Genomic DNA, 21484 nt, shown 5'->3' on the forward strand with positions numbered 1-21484 from the left:
GGTGGGCTACTCCCCTTCCGGTGCGCGTCGCTGGGGCGGCGCGCCGGTCTTGTTGGCTTGGGCCCCGAGCGCGGCCTTGCCCTCTTCTTCCTCGTACTTCGAGGGACACTTGGCCGACATCTCGTCGGACTCGAACACGTCGTCGACCAGCTTGCCCGTCACCACCACCTCACCCTCTTCTTGGAAGGTGTCGGGCGGGATGTTGGTGTAGTGGACCGGCAGCTTGGCGCCGTCGTGTTCGATCACGAACTTGAGATCGCCGGTGGTGCCCTTCTTGCGCTGGATCGAGCCCGCGACCACGATGCCGTGCACCTTGATCGTACGGTTCTCGTACTTCTCCGGCGCCGCCATGAGCTTGTCGACGTAGAGGTACTCGAGCACGCCCTCGCCGGTGTCCGAGAACACCAGGTAGCCCAGCGCGCCCGCGAGGACCACGCCGATGCCGATTTTGGTTCCGATGCCGAGCGCCATGGTCAACCTCCGATGCTCATCATGCTCTTGCGCGGCCCGCCGGAGCCATCGGCATGGAACCCATGCCCGTCGCGCTTGGTTCCGATCACGCGCTGCACGACGTCGTGCAGCGCCTGCGGGTCGTTCGAGTGTCGCAGCGCCGAGCGCAGATCGCCGGCGTCGTCGTGGGCGAGGCACCCGTGCAGGGCCCCGCTCGCGCTCAGCCGCAGTCGATTGCAGCTGGCGCAGAAGTTCTCGGTCATCGCGCCGATGGTGCCGAGCACGGCCCCGGCGAACTCGCCCCGCTCGACCGCGTGGTAGCGCGCGGGCCCGAGCCCGCGGATGCTGGGCGCGTCGCTCGGGCGCAGCGGCGACCCGATCGCGGCCGCGATGGCCTCGCGGATGTCGTGGGCGGGCATCAGCTCGCCGGGCACGAACAGCTCACCCGAGGCCATCGGCATCAGCTCGATGAAGCGCGGGGTTGCGCCGCGGCGCCACGCCCACATTGCGAGCTCGCCGAGCTCGTCGTCGTTGAAGCCGCGGACGGCGACGGTGTTGAGCTTGACCGGCAAGCCCGACGCGAGCGCGGCATCGATGCCCGCGATCACCCGCGGCAGGCGACCGCGGCGCGTGATTGCGGCGAAGCGCGACTCGATCAGCGAATCGACGCTGACGGTGATCGCGTGCAGCCCCGCCTGCGCGAGCGGGCCCGCGAGCGACGCGAGGTGCTCGCCGTTGGTGGTGAGCACCACCTTCAGAGCGCCCTGGGGCCCCGACAGCCGCGACAGGTTTGCGACCAGCTCCACCAGGCCCCGACGCAGCAACGGCTCGCCGCCGGTCAGGCGGACCCGCTCGACCCCCGCGGCCGCGAACGCAGCGACGACCGCCGCGACCTCCTCGAGCGTGAGCAGCTCGGCACGCGGGCCGTAGTCGCCCGGCCGGTCCGGCATGCAGTACGTGCAGCGATAATTGCAGCGGTCGGTCAGCGACACCCGGAGGTAGCCGATCCGGCGATCGATGCGGTCGACCAGGGGCAGCGTCGTGCAGCCGTGCGCCAGCACGGCGGCCGGCACCACCGGAGTCGGCGGCGCTTCGGTCCGTTCCACGCCGGTACGCAGCTGCACGAGTTGCACGGTCGAAAGGCTTCCCGAGGGGAAGCTTGCCATAGGCCCGACACCCCCGCACCGCGCGGCCCGTGCGGACGAAGGCCCGACGAGACGCCGGTGGGGCTGCAGCCCCCAGCCGTCGTCTACGCGGGCGCGAAGGCACCCCTTGGTGGCAGTTTCACGCGCAGCTGTAACGAATGACAGCCGCGCCGAAACGCATCAGTGCTGTGCGGGCGCCTTGCCCGCGTCCGCGGCCTTGCCCTCCGGCGCGGCCTTGCCCTCCGCTGCCGCCTTCGCCTCTGCGGCGCGCTTGGCCTCGTAGGCGTCGTGATTGGTGCGCTGGGAGTCGCTCCACTTGTCGCCCTGCTGGATGCGGAAGAACGTGCCCTGCTCCTCGTTGAGCCGCTGGCGACTGTTGAGGTCGAACAGCGTGAACAAGAAGAAGATGCCGACGAAGATCACCGTGCTCAGGAACACGAACACGTGGAAGCGATCGTCGTACTTGAGGTGCATGAAGAACATGCACACCAGCGTCGCCTTCGCGAACGCCACCGCCATCGCGACATACAGGCTCGCCGACCCGAGGTCGGCGAACGAGACCGCGTAGGTGAGACCGGTCAGGGCGAACAGCCCCAACAGGACCTTCACGTAGGTCATCTGCGGCGAGACGTGCTCGTGGACCTCGACGACGTCGTCGATGGGCTTGCCGTTGAGAAAGGTCTTCGTGCTCATGGCCTTGGTCCTGTCGCGATCACTTCACGAGGTAGAGCAGTGGGAACAGGAAGATCCACACCAGGTCGACGATGTGCCAGTACAGCCCCACGTTCTCGACGGGGGTGAAGTACTGCGGCCCGAAGTGGCCCTTCTTTGCCCGCTGGAGGATCCACACCAGCACGATCACGCCGGCGAGCACGTGCACGCCGTGCAGGCCCGTCATCGTGAAGTAGACCCCGAAGAAGATGTGCGGCAGCCCGACCAGCTCGTGGCCGTGCTCGGCGGCGTAGGCGGCCGCGCGCTCGTAGTCGAAGTACTTGCCGGGGAAGATGCCGTGCGCGAACTTGCCGGTGTACTCGAAGTACTTGACCACCATGAAGATCAGCGCGCACGCGATGGTCATGTACAGGTAGTTGACGATCGCCTTGGTGTTGCCGACCTGGGCCGACCGCACCGCCATCGCCATCGTGAAGCTCGAGAAGAGCAGCACGACCGTGTTGATGCCACCCATGGTCTTCGACAGCAGCTCGTGGCTGCCGAGCACCATCTCCGGATAGAACCCGCGCACGATGAAGTAGGCCAGGAACAGCCCACTGAACATCAGGATCTCGGTCGCGAGGAACGCCCACATGCCGAGCTTGGCGGCACCAGCCTGCTGCTCGACCGTGTTGTAGTGGTGCTGGAAGAACGCGTGGGGCGGCTTGGGCCCGTGTGCATGCGAAGTGCTCATGAGTGCCTCCGGAGCGCTAGTGCGCGTCCATGCCGCCCGAGCGGTCGATCTGCGGGAAGTTGTACGGGTCGGTGTCGGCCCGCGGCTGGCCGTGGAAGTTGTGCTCGATCGGCGGGCTCTGGGTGAGCCACTCGAGCGAGGCACCGCCCCACGGGTTGTCCGGGGCCTGCGCGCCGGTCTTGAGCGAGCGCAGCAGGTAGATGGCCGTCCACAGCAGGCCGAGCCCGAGGATGTACGCGCCGATCGTCGACATGACGTGCTGCTGCTGGAACTGCGGCACGTAGGTCGCGTAGCGGCGCGGCATGCCCTGCTGGCCGATGATGAACTGGTTGAAGAACGTCATGTTGAAGCCGATGAACACCAGCAGCGCGCCCCAGCGGGCGTGCGCCTCGTTGTACATCCGGCCGGTCATCTTGCCCCACCAGTGGTGGATGCCACCGATGAACGCGATGATCGTGCCGCCCATCATGACGTAGTGGAAGTGCGCCACCACGAAGTAGGTGTCGTGCAAGTGCACGTCGACCGACAGCGCGCCGAGGAAGATGCCGGTCAGGCCGCCGATGGTGAACGTGAACAGGAACGCGAGCGCGTAGATCATCGCGGCGTTGAACGCGATGCTGCCCTTGTAGAGCGTCGCCACCCACGAGAACACCTTGATGGCGGTCGGCACTGCGACCGCGAAGGTCAGGAACGAGAACACCACGCCGGCGAGCTCGGACTGGCCCGACACGAACATGTGGTGGCCCCACACCAGGAACGAGATGATCGCGATCGCGACCGACGACAGCGCGATGGCCTTGTAGCCGAAGATGTGCTTGCGGGAGTGGACCGCGATCAGCTCGCTGACGATGCCGAAGCCCGGCAGGATCATGATGTAGACCGCCGGATGGCTGTAGAACCAGAAGAAGTGCTGGTACAGCACCGGGTCGCCGCCCATCGCCGGGTCGAAGATGCCGATGTTGAGCGTGCGCTCGACGATCAGCAGCAGCAGCGTGATGGCGAGCACCGGGGTCGCGAGGATCTGGATGACCGCGGTCGAGTAGATGGCCCACACGAACAGCGGCAGCCGGTTCCAGGTCATGCCCGGCGCCCGCATCTTGTGCACCGTCACCAGGAAGTTCACGCCGGTCAGAATCGACGAGAAGCCGAGGATGAAGGCGCCCGCGGTGGCGGACACCATCGCCGTGCCGGTGGTCGTCGAGTACGGCGTGTAGAAGGTCCAGCCGGTGTCGAGGCCGCCCGCGAAGAGCGTGTAGAGGAAGAAGCAGGCGCCGAGGCTGTAGATCCAGAACGACAACAGGTTCAGCCGCGGGAACGCGACGTCCTTGGCGCCCAGCATCAGCGGCAGCAAGAAGTTGCCCAGCGCGCCGGGCACCGAGGGGATGATGACCAGGAACACCATCACCGCGCCGTGCACGGTGAACAGCTTGTTGAACGTGGTCGCGCTGACGAGGTCTTGCTCGGGCGTCAGCAGCTCGGTGCGCAGCGTCAGCGCCGCGATGCCGCCGACGAGGAAGAAGATCATCGTCCCGACCAGGTACATCATGCCCAGACGCTTGTGGTCGAGCGTGATGAACCAGGACTTCCAACCCTTGTGCGCCTCGTAGAACGAGGGCTCGCGGGCGTGCTCGGAGTGTTGTGCGCTTGCCATGGCGGTGCTCTTTCGCGCGCTACTTCTGCGCCTTGATGAACTCGATGAGGGCGGCGATCTGCTTCTCGTCGAGCTGCCCCTGGTAGCTCGGCATGTTCGCGCCGGTGAAGCCCGCGACGATCTTCGCCTGCGGACGGAGGATCGACTCCTTGATGTAGTCGTCGTCGACCTTGACCTTCTCACCGTTGGTGAGGGTCTCCTCGCGGCCGTACATCGCCTTCCACGTCGGACCCGTCGCGGCGTTGCCGTCGAGGGTGTGGCAGGCGTTGCAACCGCGGCGGTTGTAGATGCGCTGACCGAACTGCACCGGGCCCTCGCCGGGGTTGGCCTCGAGCTTCGAGGCATCCTTCAGCGCGGCCTCGAACATCTCGGGCTCGAGCACCCGCACGACGCCCGTCATCGACGAGTGGCGGTCGCCACAGTACTCGGCGCAGAAGATGTTGAAGTCGCCGACGCGGGTGGCCTCGAACCACAACGTGGTGTAGCGGCCCGGGACGACGTCCTTCTTCACGCGGAAGGCGGGGATGTAGAAGGAGTGCAGCACGTCCTCGGAGGTCATCGTCAGGCGCACCGGACGGCCCTTGGGCACCAGCAGCGTCAGCTGCGGCTCGTCGACGCTCGAGGTCAGGGTGGCGCCGGGGCTGTCGGGGTAGTCGACGGTCCAGAACCACTGTCGCCCGACCACGCGCACGTTGATGGCGTCGGTGGGCGGCGTCGACTGCTTGAGGTAGTCGATCTCGGCCCACGCGAAGATGACCACCAGCAGCACCGCCGGGATCGCGCTCCAGAGGAACTCGATCTTGCCGTTGTGCGTGATCGAGCTGGTCTTCTGATCCTCGCTGCGACGGCGGTACTTCCACATGAAGTAGACCATCGCGCCGATGACGAGCGCGAAGAAGAACACGTCGAGCGCGACGATGAAGAGGTACAGGTTGTCCGTACCGGCCGCGAACGTGGACGCCTCGGTCGGCAGCGCCCAGTTGTGCGCGGTCTCCAGCGGCGGCAGCTTTTGGACGGCAGCAGGGGCAGCCGTGGCAGCCGCGTTGGCGGCGGCGGTGGCGGCTTCCTTGGTTTCGGGGGCGAGGAACATGCTGAACATCACGATACCGCCTCCGCGCGGTGTTCGTCGTGCTGCGTCGGGACGCGACGCTTGCGTCGCTCCCTCCGCCAGAAGATCGCGAGCGTGGTCGCGAGGATCGAGAACGTGACAATCGCGCCGATGCGCATGAACCCGAAGGCCCATGGCCCGTAGCGACCGATGGTGTGATCGTACGTGAAGCAGCTCAGGTAGAGCTTCTCCATGGGCGAGCCGATCTTGCCCTGCCCCGACTCCATCAGCGCGAACTTGATGTCGCGACTCTGGTAGGTGAGGCCGTACAGGTACTGTCCGATGGTGCCGTCCGGCATCAGGAACATCGCGACCGCGGGGTGCGCGAACTGGTCCTGCTCGGCGTCGTAGGCGTAGGAGATGCCGAGCTGGGCGGTCAGTGCCTGGATCGACAAGGCATCGCCGCGCAGGAACTGCCAGTCGACGTCCGGGCCGCGACCGAGCTGATCGAGGATCTGCTCGCGCTTGTGCGCGGCGTCCTGCTCGGACTCGTCGGGATCGAGGCTGATCGCGACGACCCGGAAGTGCTCGTCGCCGGGGGTCCAGTCGAGCTCGGCGAGCGCGTCGGCGAGGCCCGCGAGCTGGACGCTGCAGACCACGCGGCAACGGAAGTAATTGATGGTGAGGAGCACCGGCCGGCGGCCGTCGAACAGGTCGCCCAGGCGCACGGTCGCGCCGCTCGGATCGCGGAAGCGCAGCTCCGGATCGAGCCGCTCGCCGCGATGCTCGTCGACGTCGATCGCACGCATCTCGGGCGACAGCGGCTTCTCGTTGGCGAAGGCCGGGCCACCATCGTCCGCCCACGCCGGCGCCGCGACCACGCCGCTGGTCGCCGCGGCCAGGGCGGCGGCGGCGAGTCGCGAGCGGAGCATGACGGGGATGGTCATCGGTGGGCGTGCTTCGAGCGCGGCGAGCTCAGTTCATGCCGCCGGGCGCGGGCGCGGGCTCGGCCGGTGCGGCGGGCTCGGCGGGGGCGTCGGCGGGCTTGCGCGGCTTGGCCGGCCGCGCGGGCTTCTCGGGCACAGGCTGCGCGTCGCCCTTGGGCTTGGCGCCGTCCTCGGGCTTGGCACCGTCCTCGGGCTTGGCGCCGTCCTCGGGCTTGGCACCGTCGGCCGGCTTCGCACCGTCCTCGGGCTTGGCACCCTCGGCCGGCTTCGCACCGTCGGTCGGCACCGCGCCGCGGGGCGCGGGGCCGCCCGGCTTCACGCCCTCGGGCGGCGCCGCGGGCACCACCTGCGGCGCCTGATCGTCGGCGGTCTTCCAGCCCGGCGGCTTCGCCTTCGAGGCCTCGAGCTGCTTCGGGTCGTCGAGCACCATGCGGCGCGCGTTCGCCAGCGGCATGTAGTAGCGCGTGGAGACGGTATTGGCGTCGTCGAGCTCGCGGACCTCGACCTTGCCGAAGCCGTTCTTCTCGCGCTGCATCTGCGCGTTGTACTCGGCGATGCGGAAGCCCGGCTCGGCCCCGCGATGGTCCTCGAGCGCGCGCACCTGCATGTTGAAGAGCTGCACCACGCCGACACCGGCCAGCAGCGTCAACGCGGAGAGCCCGAACAGCAGGTTGAACAGCCGCGAGTTCGGCATGCGGTCGATTTCGTGACCGCCGCCGTGATCGTGGTGCTCGTGGTCGTGATCGTGTGTGTCCGACATGGGAGTCCAAAGCCTCGCGTCAGAAGTTCTCGTGGTTCAGCGACTCCTCGAGCCGCGGATCCTTGAGCGGCACCAACGCCTTGTGCGTCAGCGCCCAGGTGAACACCGCCAGGAAGACCCCAGCGACCCCCGCCAGCGTGGAGATGTCGAACAGGTCGGGTCGGATGTGCTCGGTCGAGTGCTTCGACTGATGGGCCAGCGCGGGCTGGACCAGCCAGTACATGTCGACGAACTCGGCGACGATGATCCAGACGCACCAGAACGCGAGCGTCCGGGGGTTGCGCTTGATCTTGCGCGACATGATGCCGACGAACGGCAACACGAAGCGCACGAACACGAGGATCAGGCTCAGCGTCAGCCAGTCACCGTGGCCGCGGTACGAGTACCACTCGGTCTCCTCGGGGATGCTCGCGTACCAGATCAGGAAGAACTGGCTGAAGCCGATGTAGCCCCAGAACACCGAGAAGGCGAACATGAGCTTGCCGAGGTCGTGGAAGTGCTCGGCCGTGACCACGCCGCGCAGGTAGCCCGCGCGATGCAGAAGGATGACCGTCAGCGCGATCGTCGACGCCGTGATCGTGACGCAGCCGGCGAAGTAGTAGATGCCGAAGATGGTCGAGAACCAGTGCGGGTCCAGCGACATCAGCCAGTCGAAGGCACCGAAGGTCAGCGTGACGCCGAACACCAGCAGGCCGATGGGCGCCCAGAAGCGCATCTTGTGGCCGTAGGGGGCCGGGTCTGCCGCGGTGTCCTGCTTGGTCGACCACCGCCAGAAGCCCACCGCGAGCAGCGACCACAGCGCGATGTAGACCACCGTCCGCATGCGGAAGGCGCCCTCGTTCAGGTACGAGGCCTTGGCGGCGAGCACCGGATCGGGGTGCTCGGTGTGCGTCCAGTGGTAGAGCTCGTGCGCGCCCGTGAAGACCACGGGCAGCAGCAACAGCGCCATCGCCGGCAGCGCGAGCATCATGCACTCGGCGATGCGGCGCACCGCGATCGACCAACCAGCGCGTGCGGCGTGCTGCACGAGCACGAACCACAGGCCGCCGAGGCCCAGCGACAGGCCCCACATGACCGCGGTCAGGTACGACGAGTAGAACTTCGCCGGATCCTTGCCCGACATGACGAAGCCGAGCGCGAGGCCGGCGACGCCGACCACGGCGAAGATCCCGGGCAGGCGGCGCCACGGCGAGTCCTCGGAGATGTGGACCTGCTCGTGGCGAACGAGCGGACCGTGTCGATCGTGGGCGCTCATGGGGTCGCTCCCTTCTGTTCTGCGGCGCCGGTGGGCGCTGCTGCGGCGCCGGTGGGCGCTGCTGCGGCGCCCGCGGCCGCACCGGCCGGGATGTCGCTGGCCTTGGCGCGATGGCTGACCTGCAGCGTGCGGACCCAGGCGGCGATCGCCCAGCGGTCCTCGACCGAGATCTGACCCTTGTACGGGCGCATCTTGCCCTTGCCGTTGCTGGCGACGTGGAAGAAGTAGCCGAGCGGCTCGGGCTGCAGCCGCGCGAGGTGGAGGTTGGCCGGCGCCACCGCGAAGCCACCACCGCGGCGCGTGGCCTGACCATCACCGTGGCCGGTCTCGCCGTGGCAGGGCGCGCAGTAGATGTTGTAGCGCTGCTCGCCGCGGGCCAGCAGCTTGTCGTCGAGCTTCATCGACGGCGGCAGCGCGTCCGACAGCGTGCCGTCGAGGTTGCGGCCGCGGTAGAGGTGGTCGTCGTCCTTCAGGAAGCCGACCGCCACGGTGCCCGCCGGCGGCGTCCGCATGACGCGGCCGTCGGCGAAGAAGGCACTGTACTCCTGGGGCTCGCCGCGCTCCTGGAAGTCCATGTTCTGCTGCAGGTGAACCGGGGGGTCCTCCGAGCGGGTGCCACGGCAGCCCGCCGTCGCCGCGAGGGCGAGACCCAGCGTCATCGCCAGGGCCGATCCGGACTGCAGTCGCGAGACTCGTCGCTTGGTGGTCATGCGTCAGTCCTCGACTTCCTCGACCGCGGTCGCACCGGTCGACTCGAGCAGCTTGCGCGTGCGCTCGGCGTCGTACTTGGGGTCGCGGGCTTCGATGGAGATGAAGAAGCGATCGTCCGAGAACCGCCCGAAGCGGCTCGAGTTGAACAGCGAGTGGTAGAGCTGCGGCAGCCGGTTGAGGCCGAACATGCCGAACACCGCACCGAACGAACCCAGCAAGATGCCGAGCTCGAAGGTCACGGGCACGAACGCCGGGTAGCTGTTGTACGGCTTGGCCGCGATGATGAGCGGGTACGCGATCGTGCTGGTCCAGTACTGCAGCAGGAAGCCGAGACCGGCCCCGGTGAAGCCCATGACGCAGACGATCCACGGGATGATCGAGGGCCGCACGCCCATGGCCTTCTCGAGGCCGTGCACGGGGAACGGCGTGTGGGCGTCCCACGCGGCATAGCCGGCGTCACGGACCTTCTCGCACGCGTGGTAGAGGTCGGCCGAGTTCTCGTACTCGGCGAGCAAGCCATAGGTCTTGGGTCGCTTCGCCATGACTTACTCCTTGCTCCCGGCATCGCCGCCGGCGTCACCGTCTTTGGGCTTGGGCGGCGCGAAGAGGAAGTCGGTGTCGACCTTCTCCTGCGGCTTGTCGGCGTCGGCCTTCGCCTCGTCGGGCTTGGCGGTCGTGGCCGTGGGCGCGACGGCGGGCGCGGGGGCCTCGGCCTTGGCGGGCTCGACCTTGGGCACCTCGGGGACGTCGATCTTCGGCGCCTCGGCCTTGACGGGCTCGACGGTCGGGACGTCGGGGACGGTGACCTTGGCTTCCGGCTTCGGTTCTGGCTTCGGTTCTGGCTTCGGTTCCGGCGTCGCCGCGACCGGGGCTGGCTCGACCTTGGTCGGTACGTCGGCGATGCCCTCGCCGTCGCGGGCCGGCGCAACCGCACCGAGTCCGCCGCCGACGACGACCTTCGCCGACTTGCTGGCGCCGCTGTCGTCGTCGTCGTCGTCGTCGTGGACGGAGTCCATCACGCCGCTGCGGCCGTGTGAACCGGCCGGGCGCGCCGACACGGCGTCGGCGGGCTTGGCCCGGTGGTGGCCGGCGTAGTGCGGGCTGGCCTGCGGCATCACGCCCTTGACCTCCGCGATGGCGATCGCCGGCATGTAGCGCGCGAACAGGCAGAACAGCGTGAAGAACAGGCCGAAGCTACCGACGAACGTGCTCCAGTCCCAAACCGTCGGGGTGAAGTAGTCCCACGACGAGGGCAGGAAGTCGTGGTGCAGCGAGGTCACCACGATGACGAAGCGCTCGAACCACATGCCGATGTTCACGAAGATCGACAGGATGAACAGCGCCAGCGGACTGCGACGGATCTTCTTGAACCAGATGACCTGCGGCGTGATGACGTTGCAGCTCATCATGATCCAGTAGGCCCAGGAGTAATCGCCGAACGCGCGATTCACGAACGCGAAGGTCTCGAGCGGGTTGCCCGAGTACCACGCGATGAAGAACTCCAGCCCGTAGGCGTAGCCGACGATGCAGCCCGTCAGCAGGATGATCTTCGCCATGTTCTCGAGGTGCTTGATGGTGATGATCTGCTCGAGCTTGAACCACTTGCGCAGCGGCACGAGCAGGGTCAGCACCATGCCGAATCCGGAGAAGATGGCGCCCGCGACGAAGTACGGCGGGAAGATCGTGGTGTGCCAGCCCGGCAGCTGGCTGACCGCGAAGTCGAACGACACGATGGAGTGCACCGAGAGCACCAGCGGCGTGGCCATCGCGGCCAGCAGCAGGTAGGCCGACTCGTAGTTCACCCAGTGGCGATGGGAGCCGCGCCAGCCCAGCGCGAAGATGCCGTACACGACCTGCCGGATGCGGGTCTTGGCGCGGTCGCGCATGGTCGCGAGGTCGGGGATGAGGCCCACGTACCAGAACAGCAGCGAGACCGTGAAGTAGGTGGAGACCGCGAACACGTCCCACAGCAGCGGGCTGCGGAAGTTCGGCCACATCTCCATCTGGTTCGGCAGCGGCAGCGCCCAGTAGAGCAGCCACACGCGACCGACGTGGATGGTCGGGAACATCAGCGCGCAGATGACGGCGAAGATCGTCATCGCCTCGGCGTACCGGTTGATCGACGTGCGCCACTTCTGTCGGAACAGGAAGAGGATCGCGGAGATCAGCGTGCCTGCGTGGCCGATGCCGACCCAGAACACGAAGGTGACGATAGGCCACGCCCACATCACGGGGTTGTTGTGACCCCAGATGCCGACGCCTTCCCACAGCAGCCACGCAATCGAGATGCCGAACACCCCGAGCAGGCCGAGCGAGAACATGAAGAAGATCCACCAGGCCTTGTTCGGGTTGTCGATCGGCGCGGCGACCATCTCGGTCACCTCGTGGAACGACGGCCCGCCCTGGATGAGCGCGGTGCGACCTTCGAGCGGGTCCTGATCGTGCTCGTGTTGGCTTTGGACGTAGTGGCTCATGTCCCGTGTCCCCCCTCGTGGTGCGCGCCCGCGGGCGCCGCGGCCTTGGGCTCGGCGTCCGGGTGGGGATTGCGGATGCGCGCGAGGTAGCTCGTGCGCGGGTGGTTGTTGAGGTCGCGCAACACCTGGTAGTCGCGCGGCGATCGCTTGGCCTTGCTGACCTTGCTGTCGGGGTCGCGGATGTCACCGAAGACGATGGCCTCGGTCGGGCACACCTGCTGGCAGGCGGTCAGGATGCGACCGTCCTCGACCAGGTCGCGGCCGGCGACGTGGGCCTCGATCTTGGCCTCGTTGATGCGCTGCACGCAGTAGGTGCATTTCTCCATCACGCCGCGGAAGCGGATCGAGACATCGGGGTTTTTCTGCAGCTGTCGCAGCCACGCGCCGTCCGGGTCGTTGGTCCACATCGAACCCGGGCGGACATCGAGGTTGAACGCGAGGTAGTTGAAGCGCCGCACCTTGTACGGGCAGTTGTTGCCGCAGTAGCGGGTGCCGATGCAGCGGTTGTAGGCCATGTCGTTGAGGCCCTCGGGCGAGTGCGTGGTCGCGGCGACCGGGCACACCGTCTCGCAGGGCGCTGCCTCGCAGTGCTGGCAGGTCATCGGCTGCACCACCGCGGTCGGGTTGTCGGCGTCGCCGCGGAAGTAGCGATCGATGCGCATCCAGTGCATCTCGCGGGCGCGCAGCACCATGTCCTTGCCGACCACCGGGATGTTGTTCTCGGCCTGGCACGCCACCACACAGGCGTTGCAGCCCGTGCAGGTGTTGAGGTCGATCGACATGCCCCACTGCTGCTTGCCGGTGAACTTCGGCGGGTCCCACAGGTGCTGCAGCCGCGAGCGCTCCATCATGTTGGCCGCCTCGACGAAGTTCGGCTCGGCCTGGAACTGCGTGCGGGTGTGCTCGAGCACGATCGGACGCTCGGGGAAGTCGATGCCGAGCGGATTCGGCGGCGGCTTCATCGTGCCGTAGTCCTGCGTCGAGGCCAGGGTGTACATGCCGCCGGCCTTGGCGAGGTTGACCGCGGCGAACCACGGCGCCTTGCCCGAGCGCAGCGGGTTGGCGTCGAAGCCAGCACCCTGCGCGACCGCGTGACCGACACGGCCGTAGCCGAGGCTGAGCGAGAGGGTGTTGTCGGCCTGCCCCGGCAGGATCCACAGCGCCGCCTCGATCGTGCGCCCGTCGACGGTGAGCGTGACGCGGTCTTGATTGCCGACGCCGAGCTCCTTGGCGGTCGCGTCGCTCAGGTACACCGCGTTGTCCCACGTGAGCTTCGAGATCGGGTGGGGCAGCTCCTGCAGCCAGCCGTTCCCGGCCATGCGACCGTCGAGCACCTTCGGATCGACATGGAAGTCGATCTCGAGTCCGCCGATGGCGGGCGCGCGCTGGCCGACGGCGGCCAGGGCCGCGCCCCAGCCCTCCTGCGAGGGCATGCCGGGCTCGCGCGGGATGCCGCTGACGAGGCCGTCGTGCACCCACTGCCGCCAGATGCGGTCGGAGAACTGCGCCCCTGCAGCGCCGCCCCAGTAGCCCTTGAGCAGGCTGTAGCCGTCGATCATCTTGCCGGTGGCGATGAACCCGAGCAGCTCGGTCGTGCTGTAGGTGTCGTGCAGCGGATCGATGAGCGGCTGCTGGATGCTGAGCGTGCCGTCGACGGTCTCCACGTCGCCCCAGGCCTCGAGGAAGTGCGAGGTCGGGATGTGCCACGCGGCCAGCTGCGCGGTCTCGTCGCGGTACTGGCCCATGTGCACGATCGTGGCCTTGGGCAGCAGCTTCGCGAGCCCGAGATCACCGGTGCCCTCGTAGGCCGGGTTGACCTCGAGGCACAGCAGCGTCTTGATGCCGCCGTTGCCGAGCGCAGCGGCGAGCGCAGCGAGATCCTCGGTCTTCGGCGCGGAGCCGTCGATGCGCCAGCGCAGGCTGCCGCTCCCCGGCGTCGGCTGATCCGGCCGCACCTGCTCGGGCGTGACGGTGCCGACGCGCTGGTTGCCGAGGCCGACGTCGATGAGCAACGCGATGACGTGCACCCACGCCGGCTGGCGCGGACCGACCAGCACCGCACTCTTGCCGCGGTTCTCGGCCGAGCCGAGGTCCTTGGCGAGCGTGTCGACGAACTGCTGCTGGGCCGCGTCGAGCTTGGGCTGCGGCAGGCCATCGAGGTTGGCGCCCGGCGGGAGCTTGAACTCCGGCGACTTCGACAGCGCGTGGGCCAGCGCGAGCAGGACCTCGCCGACCTGGCTGCCCTTCACGCGCAGGCGCTGATCGGCCATCACGCCGGTGCCCGACAGCGACGGCTCGACCACGTACAGCCGCGACATGAAGTCGGTCGGGCCGACCACGCGGCGGGTCTTGGACCACTCGCGTGCGTGCCGAACGCTGTCGGTGTCGACGCCGAGGAAGTCGCTGTCGGCCGCGAACACGATGCTGGTCTTGGCCAGCGTGTGCCAGGCCCGCGCGCCCGCGCCGGCGACCAGCTCGGCGGCCGCGAACGCCGACCACGGCACCAGCTCGTCGCTGACGAACACGCGGCCCTTCGGGAACCGCTGGGCGAACTGCTCGAGCTGGTGTCGCTGGGTCGGCGAGCTCGGGTAGCGCATCACCAGACCGAGGCCCTCGCCGCCGGACTTCGCTGCGCCCTCGAGCAGCTTGCCGAGCGCGTTGCGAGCCGTCTGCAGATCGACAGGGGTCTCGGTGCCGGCGGTGGTGCGGTCGAGCGAGGTGCGGGTGCGCTCGGGATCATAGATGTCGAGCACCGCGGCCTGCGTCCACACGCTGGTCGCCCCCTGCGACCCACCGTGCTTCGGGTTGCCCTCGATCTTCGTCGGGCGACCGTCCTGGCTCTCGACCACGATGCCTTCGACCGTGGCGCCGAGCTGGATCGCGCTGGCGTAGAACATCGGCTTGCCGGGGATGAGATCCTCGGGCCGATCGTTGAACGTCAGGATGTTCTCGACCGGCTTGCGCACGCAGCCGGTGACGCCGGCGAGCGCCGCCGAGGCCCCGACGACGCTGAAGAAGCGACGGCGCGAGACGCCGTCGTTCGGCACCATCTGCTCGAGGGTGATCTCCTCGGGGTTGTCCTCGTGGACCGGCTTGGCGCCGACGACGGGTAGCCCGCGGCCGCGCGCCGCTTCGGCGGCGAGGGTCGGATCGAACTCCGTCCAGCCGTCGGCGGCCTGGTCATGGCTGAGCTCGCGCTGCGCGAGCGAACGCCAGTACGTGGCTCCGTAGAATTTTTCGGTGCTCATCGGTGACACCCCGAGCAGTGCGTGGGGGGATTGACCTTGCGCTTGCGGTTGGCGTCGCGGTCGGGATCGTAGGGCGTCTCGCTCGCGTCCCAGGCCATGTTGGTGACCTGATCGAGCGGCCGCAGGTTCGGCTTCGGATCGCGGTGACAGTCGAGGCACCAGCCCATCGACAGCGGCTTGTCCATCTCGACCACCGTCATCTGATCGACGCGACCGTGGCAGCTCGCACAGCCCACGCCGGCCGCGACGTGCGGCGAGTGGTTGAAGTACGCGTAGTCCGGCAGCTGGTGCACGCGGATCCACGGCACCGGCATCTTGTTCGCGTCGGCCTCGCGCAGGAGCGCCAGCCGGGGGCTGTCGGTCTTCACGAGGTCGTGGCAGTTGAGGCACGTCGACGTCGGCGGGATCGCGGCGTGGGCGGCCTTCTCGACGGTGTTGTGGCAATAGCGGCAGTCGATGCCGAGCTCACCGGCGTGCAGCTTGTGGCTGTACGGGATCGGTTGCTCCGGTCGATAGCCGACGTCGGTGTACCAGGGCGAGAACCAGTACCAGACCGCGAAGATCAGCCCCGCACCGATGAGCGGTGCGACGAGGCCGATGACGATCGGAACGTTGTTCGTCCAACGGGGAAAAGTGGCCGGCACGTCAGTTCACCTTCGCTGCCCTTCGCACGTGCATGCGAGTAGGCAAAGAGTCGCCGCAGATGAAGCGGTAGGAGTCGATCGACCGCGTGTCGATCGAGGGGGGAGACATCGGAGTGGGACGACGCCACGGAGCTGCGCACGCGAGCGAGCAGCTCGCGAGCGCTTCGACCGGGGCGTTGGACCCGCCGTCACCGGCGCGGACCCTAGCAATTGCGCCACGCGCCCGCAACGGTTCCCACACGGTGGACGCTCGAAGATCGACGACCGCCACACCGCCGGGAATCCGACACCCTCGCAGGGCTTGCGTGACCACCATCGGATCGGCATCCGATGGGCATCCGATGGGGCCCGCCCATGGCTCGGCTGCCCGGTCACGGCGCGCTCGAGGGCGCCTGCGCCCACCGGGGTGAGAAGGTCTTGATGTACTGCACGACGGCGTGCAGGTCGTCGGGCGTGAGGGTGTTCCACGCGGGCATGCCGTTGTCGATGCGGCCGTCGCGGACCGTGGCCATGAGGTCGTCGTCGCTCGGCAGCTCGCCCGCCGGCGTCGACGAGTAGCGGAACTCGGCCGTGCGAAAGTCACGCGGCGGGACCTTCAGCGCCCGGCCGGCGCTGCCGTTGCCGGAGCCGTCGGGGCCGTGGCAGCTCGCGCAGCGCATCTCGTACACCCGTGCGCCGGCGTCGAGCACCGCGGCCGGGACCTCGACCCCACCCAGGGTCATGGGCGCCGTGAAGCGGGGGGCCGACTCGCCGCAGGCGGCCAACGCCACCAACAACGACGCCATGCCCCCGGCCCTCACGTGCGCCCCTTCTGCAGCGCGATGGCCTCGGCGATGACGTGCTGCGAGCGGTGGAAGATCTCGTCGAGTCCGGCGTCGGGCTCGATGTCATAGAAGCCCCGCACGGCCCCGTCGCCGTCGACCAGCGCGAGCTTGGTCGAGTGCGCGATGTCATACATGCCCGCGTCGCCCTTGGGCTCGCGATCTCCGATGCCGAGCTTGAAGCCGTCGCGCACCAGCGCCCGCACGGTCGCGGGGTCGCCGGTGACGAAGTGCCAGTGCTCGGTCGAGACGCCGACGCGCTCGGCGTACTCGCGCAGCACCGCGGGGGTGTCGCGCACCGGGTCGACGCTGAACGAGATCATCTCCACGTCGACCTGCATGCGATCGAAGCGTTCGCGCAGGTCGGCCATCGCGCGGGTCACCGCCGGGCAGGTGCTGGGGCAGCTGGTGAAGACGAAGCCGGCCACCCAGACCTTGCCCTGCATGCGCTCGACCGAGAACGGCTTGCCGTGCTCGTCGACCAGCTCGAGGCCAGCCGGCAGCTGGAACATCTTGGCCGGCGGGTCGGGCACGTGGCGCAGGCGCGGGCGCAGGACCGTGATGGTGACGATCGCCATCACGCCGCCGATCACCCAGATGTACTTGCGCAGCCACTCCAACCGGGGCGGCGCGGGGTAGTCGGGCGGGGTCGTGGACATGGCGGTTCCCGGTTCGGGCCGAGCGCGGCCCTTAGACGCGCACGTCGAGGACGAGCGCGATGACGAGGGCTGGCAGGTACACCAGCGAGGCGAAGAAGTAGCCGCGGGCCCAGCGGACACCCGCGCGATCGTCGAGCCCGGAGAAGGCCCAACCGAGGAACGCCGAGCCCAGCACGAACGCGGCCAGCAAGTAGTGGTCACCGGCGATGCCCATCGGCACCAGCAGCAGCGAGACCGGCACCAACACCATGCTCCACGCGACCGCCTGGATCTTCGCAATCGCAGGGCCGCGCACCACCGGCACCACGCGGATGCCGGCCTTGGCGTAGTCGTCGGCGCGGTACAGCGCGATCGCGATGAAGTGGGGCAGCTGCCACAGGAAGAGGATCGCGGTGAGCACCAGCGCGGGCGCGTCGATCGAGTTGGTGACCGCGGTCCAGCCCAACAGCGGCGGCGCGGCGCCAGGGATGGCCCCGATGACCAGCGCAGCCGGCGTGCGGTACTTGAGCGGGGTGTAGACCAGCACGTACGACGCGATCGCCCCCGCGGCGAGCAGCGCCGTCAGCAGGTTGGTACCGAGCCACAGCACCGCGATCGCCACCACCGAGAGCAGCCACGCGAAGCGCAGCGCGATCGTGGGCGGCAGCACGCGTGCCGGCAGCGGTCGTCGGCGGGTGCGCGACATCTTCGCGTCGGCGTCGCGCTCCCACCACATGTTGAACGCGTTGGCGCCACCGACCGCGGCCGCGGTGCCGAACAGCGCGCACGCGCCGGTCACCCACGAGACGCGCCCGGGCGCGAGCATCAACCCGCCGAGGGTCGTCAGCACGCACATGCGTGTGACGCTGGGCTTGGTGAGGGCCCACAGCGCGCGCAGGGGATCCCGCGAGCCGCTCATCGACCCCTCCCCGACTCGCTGCGCGCCGCGGTGCGACCGAGCAGCAGCCAGCAGGTCCACAGGCTCGCCAGCACCAGTGCCCCCACGCCGGTGTGGAACGTGACGATCGCCGCACTGCGTCCGCTCGCGATGGTCGCGAGGCCGAGTCCGATCTGCACGGCGATGAGCACGGCTGGCCACCTGGCGATCCGAGCGGCCGCGATGTTACCGACGGCGGCGGCTTGGCGTCCGGCGTGGCGGGCGGCGAGCAGCACCAGCGGCACCAGGGCGTAGGCCACGAAGCGATGGGTCATGTGCAGGTGCGCGAGCGGCTGCTTGGTCCAACCGCCCGGGCCGCATCCGATGATGTCATCGCCACAGATGAGGCCGGCACCGAGGTGGCGCACGAGCCCACCCAGCATGATCTGCGCGAACACGGCGACGGTCGCGGCGAGCACCAGGCCGCGCTCGCTCGGCTTCGAACCGACCGCACGATCGCCTGGCAGCAACCGCACCACCAGCGCGATGAGCAGCAGGAAGAACGCCATCGCGGTCGACAGGTGCAGCGTCGACACCGCGCTCGAGAGGTTGAGCTTGACGGTGATGCCGCCGAGCGCCCCCTGCACGCAGACCAGCAGCAAGGCGACCACGGCGTAGCGCTTGGCGGTGGCGTCGGCGTGCTTGCTCTTCCACGTGACGATCGCCAGCGCGAGCGTGAGGATGCCGACCCACGAGGCCCACAGACGGTGGCCGTGCTCGTACAGCACGCCGCCCTTCATCTCGGGCAACAGCTCGCCGTTGCAGGTCGGGATGAAGTACCAGTCCGGGCACGCCATCGACGCGCCCATCGGGTTCACGAGCCCACCGATGAGCAGGAGGATCCAGGTCGCAATCGCGGTGGCGAGCGCGAGACGCAGCGGTTTCACAGCGCGACTCCCTTCTGTTCGTGGCGGCAGAAGCTGTCGATGGCGCGGTAGGCATCTGCGCACGCACACGACTTGCGGTTCGTACACTCGTTGCCGCGCACGCGGCACTTCTCGAACACCCACTGCGCCTTGGCCGAGCTCAGATCGAGGCCCTTGCAGTACTCGGCCCGGTCGGCGCCCATCAGGCAGTGCGTCATCACGCGCGGCACGCCGTCGTCGCACAGGGGCTTGTTGGCCTCGCAGGTGCGGTGCCACGTGAGCACCTCGGTGACGCAGCCCTCGGTGTCGAGGGTCGGGGCGACCGCGTCCATCTGCGCGAGCGCGGTGGCGAAGTGGCGCTCGGACACGGTGTAGCGCCAGTACGCCAGCACGCCGAGCACGATCGCCAGCGCTGCGATCGAGCCTGCAACCAGGCGCAGACTCGGTCCAGAGCGGTCGTACTCGGCCGGGGTCGGCACGGCCGGGAAGCTACGCCCCGGTCGCCGAACGGTCAACGTTACAACCCGCACGCGACGAGGGCGGGACGGCCGCCATCCGGCAATACCGCAGCGACCACGCGCACGCGCGCACGACGGGATCGGCGAGGCGTGGGCGCGATTCGGTCAGCCGGGCCACGCAGTGGCGGGCCCGAGATCGTGCACCTGCGCGAAGCCGGCCTGCCGCAACCGCTGGGCCGCCAGACGACTGCGCATGCCGCTGCGGCAGTAGACCACGATCGGACGTCCGCGCGCGCCGTTGGCCTCGAGGTCCTGGGACAGGCGCGGCAGCGGCATGTTCTGGGCCCCTTCGATGTGGCCCTGCGCGAACTCCTGCGGTGAGCGCACGTCGACCAGCAAGGCCCCGGCGCGCACCAACTCGCGCGCCTCTCGCGGGCGCACGCGGCCGCGTCGCATCCACAGGCGGAACATCATCCACGCGAGGGCGAACCCCGCGATCATGAACAACAGGCGCATGGCGTCCGCGAAGCTGCCACAGCGTCGCCGCGAATGCACGCGCGGATCGTTCGCCCATGCGGGCTCACCACCCCGGTGGCTGCGTGTCGCCGGTGCGCACGAGCTCGGCTGGTGCCGCGGCGGCGGCCGGGACGGGCGTGGCCGCGCTGGCCAGGGCCGCGTGGGCGAGCGCGGCGTTCGAGGCCGATGCGTGGTCCAGGCTCACCGGCCCCGACATCGACTCGAGCGACGACGACGGCGGCACGATCGGGTACGCCGCGCTCACGTCGGGCGCCGCGCGCCCCGCTTCGCCCGAGCGTGCGAGCGCACGACGGTACGCCACCGGCATCACGAGCTCGTTGAGCGCGACGACCCCGAGCACCAGCGTGCCCGCGCCCTCCCCCACCGCCGGGAACGCCTTCACCATCACGAGTCCGAGCGCGAGGGCCAGGCCCGCCTGCGGCAGCAGGCCCACGCCGACGTAGCGGCGCACCGCCGACTCGGCGCCCGCGAGCGTGGCCGCGGCGCGCGAGGTCAGCAGGTACGAGCCGGCCCGCACGGCCGCGAGCGCCAGCGCCGGCAGCCCGACCAGGCGCAACACGTCGATGTGGATCGAGGCGCCGGCGGCCGCGAAGAACACCAGGTACACCGGCAGCGAGGAGCCCTCGATCGCCTCGTGCAGCGCATCGCCGAAGCCGGTGAGGTTGCGCAGCAGGATGCCCGCCGACAGCGAGACCAAGAGTGGATCGAGGCCGATCCGCTGGCCCACCTCGGCGACCACGAACGCGATCACGACGACGAACAGCGGTGAGCCCTGACCCACGAAGCGGAAGTACGACCACAGCACCACGGCGATCGCGGCACCGACCACCAGCGAACCACCGATGTGCCACATCAGGTGCATGATCGCGCCCTGTTCCGACGCGCTGCCGAGGTACGGCGCAGCCACGGCACCGACGCCGGCGAACGCGAGGATGACGACCAGGTCCCCCATCACGACCGTGCCGAGCACGGTGCGGCACAGCGGACCGTCGGCGTTCATCTCGGTGCGCAGCGCCACCACCACCGCCGGTGAGTTCGCCGACAGCACCACGCCGAGCACCGCCGCCATCGCGATCGCGCCGGTGGTGTCGAGCTCGGCCATGAACGGCAGCCACGGCCGCAGCACGAGCACCGCGGCGGCGAGCACCAAGATGGTGCCGAGTCCGGCGATGAGCGACAGCAGGCCGATGGTCCGCAGCAGCGGTCGCATCTTGCGCATCTCGAGCTCGGTGCCGGCCGTCAACGCGATCAGCGACACCGCGACGCCGGTGAAGATCTTGAGGTCACCGCTCGACGACGCCGGCACCAGCGCCATCACGGAGTCGCCCGCGATGACACCCGCGAGCAGGTAGCCGGTGAGCTTCGGCAGATGCAGCTCCTTGGCCAGCCAGCCCGTCAGGTACGCCACCAGCAGCAGGAAGCCGATCGTGAGCGCCGTCGTCGAACCGATCGACAAGCCGGTGACCTCGAAGCTGCGCGCCGCGACCAT

The 21484-nt window shown here is 68.8% G+C and carries 21 protein-coding genes; all 21 read right to left on the reverse strand.

Annotated features, from left to right (window positions below; genetic code table 11):
- Positions 1-6: 6 nt before the first annotated feature.
- Positions 7-471: a cytochrome c maturation protein CcmE gene (locus IPH07_15960; protein ID MBK6918888.1), complete on the reverse strand. Its 465-nt coding sequence runs from the start codon at positions 469-471 to the stop codon at positions 7-9.
- Between the two features lie 2 nt (positions 472-473).
- On the reverse strand, positions 474-1556 hold the full coding sequence (moaA, locus tag IPH07_15965) for a GTP 3',8-cyclase MoaA (GenBank protein ID MBK6918889.1): 1083 nt from the start codon (positions 1554-1556) through the stop codon (positions 474-476).
- 219 nt (positions 1557-1775) lie between these two features.
- Positions 1776-2288, reverse strand: a complete 513-nt coding sequence (locus IPH07_15970) for a cytochrome C oxidase subunit IV family protein (GenBank protein ID MBK6918890.1) — start codon at positions 2286-2288, stop codon at positions 1776-1778.
- A gap of 19 nt (positions 2289-2307) precedes the next feature.
- A complete protein-coding gene (locus tag IPH07_15975; GenBank protein ID MBK6918891.1) occupies positions 2308-3000 on the reverse strand; it encodes a cytochrome c oxidase subunit 3 family protein in 693 nt (230 codons plus the stop codon).
- A 16-nt stretch (positions 3001-3016) separates the two neighbouring features.
- Positions 3017-4651: a cytochrome c oxidase subunit I gene (gene ctaD / locus IPH07_15980; GenBank protein ID MBK6918892.1), complete on the reverse strand. Its 1635-nt coding sequence runs from the start codon at positions 4649-4651 to the stop codon at positions 3017-3019.
- Between the two features lie 19 nt (positions 4652-4670).
- On the reverse strand, positions 4671-5750 hold the full coding sequence (gene coxB, locus IPH07_15985; protein MBK6918893.1) for a cytochrome c oxidase subunit II: 1080 nt from the start codon (positions 5748-5750) through the stop codon (positions 4671-4673).
- A complete protein-coding gene (locus IPH07_15990) occupies positions 5750-6646 on the reverse strand; it encodes an SCO family protein (GenBank protein ID MBK6918894.1) in 897 nt (298 codons plus the stop codon). The genes coxB and IPH07_15990 overlap by 1 nt, the downstream gene beginning before the upstream one ends.
- A gap of 28 nt (positions 6647-6674) precedes the next feature.
- On the reverse strand, positions 6675-7406 hold the full coding sequence (locus IPH07_15995; protein MBK6918895.1) for a hypothetical protein: 732 nt from the start codon (positions 7404-7406) through the stop codon (positions 6675-6677).
- A 19-nt stretch (positions 7407-7425) separates the two neighbouring features.
- Positions 7426-8661, reverse strand: a complete 1236-nt coding sequence (locus IPH07_16000; protein ID MBK6918896.1) for a hypothetical protein — start codon at positions 8659-8661, stop codon at positions 7426-7428.
- Positions 8658-9371, reverse strand: coding sequence for a cytochrome c (locus IPH07_16005; protein ID MBK6918897.1), 714 nt, complete (start codon positions 9369-9371; stop codon positions 8658-8660). Before IPH07_16005 ends, IPH07_16000 begins: the two co-directional genes overlap by 4 nt.
- A gap of 3 nt (positions 9372-9374) precedes the next feature.
- Positions 9375-9914 (reverse strand): DUF3341 domain-containing protein, encoded by a 540-nt coding sequence (locus IPH07_16010; protein MBK6918898.1) that lies wholly within the window; start codon positions 9912-9914, stop codon positions 9375-9377.
- 3 nt (positions 9915-9917) lie between these two features.
- Positions 9918-11846, reverse strand: a complete 1929-nt coding sequence (gene nrfD / locus IPH07_16015; protein ID MBK6918899.1) for a polysulfide reductase NrfD — start codon at positions 11844-11846, stop codon at positions 9918-9920.
- Positions 11843-15094 (reverse strand): 4Fe-4S dicluster domain-containing protein, encoded by a 3252-nt coding sequence (locus tag IPH07_16020; protein MBK6918900.1) that lies wholly within the window; start codon positions 15092-15094, stop codon positions 11843-11845. Before IPH07_16020 ends, nrfD begins: the two co-directional genes overlap by 4 nt.
- On the reverse strand, positions 15091-15738 hold the full coding sequence (locus tag IPH07_16025; GenBank protein ID MBK6918901.1) for a cytochrome c3 family protein: 648 nt from the start codon (positions 15736-15738) through the stop codon (positions 15091-15093). Before IPH07_16025 ends, IPH07_16020 begins: the two co-directional genes overlap by 4 nt.
- A gap of 371 nt (positions 15739-16109) precedes the next feature.
- Complete coding sequence (locus IPH07_16030; GenBank protein ID MBK6918902.1) at positions 16110-16523, reverse strand: cytochrome c; 414 nt, start codon at positions 16521-16523, stop codon at positions 16110-16112.
- 11 nt (positions 16524-16534) lie between these two features.
- Positions 16535-17218 (reverse strand): SCO family protein, encoded by a 684-nt coding sequence (locus IPH07_16035; GenBank protein MBK6918903.1) that lies wholly within the window; start codon positions 17216-17218, stop codon positions 16535-16537.
- 31 nt (positions 17219-17249) lie between these two features.
- A complete protein-coding gene (gene cyoE, locus IPH07_16040) occupies positions 17250-18116 on the reverse strand; it encodes a protoheme IX farnesyltransferase (protein ID MBK6918904.1) in 867 nt (288 codons plus the stop codon).
- Positions 18113-19021, reverse strand: coding sequence for a COX15/CtaA family protein (locus IPH07_16045; GenBank protein ID MBK6918905.1), 909 nt, complete (start codon positions 19019-19021; stop codon positions 18113-18115). Before IPH07_16045 ends, cyoE begins: the two co-directional genes overlap by 4 nt.
- On the reverse strand, positions 19018-19479 hold the full coding sequence (locus IPH07_16050) for a hypothetical protein (GenBank protein ID MBK6918906.1): 462 nt from the start codon (positions 19477-19479) through the stop codon (positions 19018-19020). Before IPH07_16050 ends, IPH07_16045 begins: the two co-directional genes overlap by 4 nt.
- A 144-nt stretch (positions 19480-19623) precedes the next feature.
- Positions 19624-19914 (reverse strand): rhodanese-like domain-containing protein, encoded by a 291-nt coding sequence (locus IPH07_16055; protein ID MBK6918907.1) that lies wholly within the window; start codon positions 19912-19914, stop codon positions 19624-19626.
- 124 nt (positions 19915-20038) lie between these two features.
- The gene (locus tag IPH07_16060) at positions 20039-21484 is read right to left on the reverse strand and encodes a cation:proton antiporter (protein ID MBK6918908.1); all 1446 of its coding nucleotides are present in this window, start codon (positions 21482-21484) and stop codon (positions 20039-20041) included.

The organism is Deltaproteobacteria bacterium (genome assembly GCA_016709225.1).
In the GTDB taxonomy this organism is placed as follows: domain Bacteria; phylum Myxococcota_A; class Polyangia; order Nannocystales; family Nannocystaceae; genus Xiheibacterium; species Xiheibacterium phototrophicum.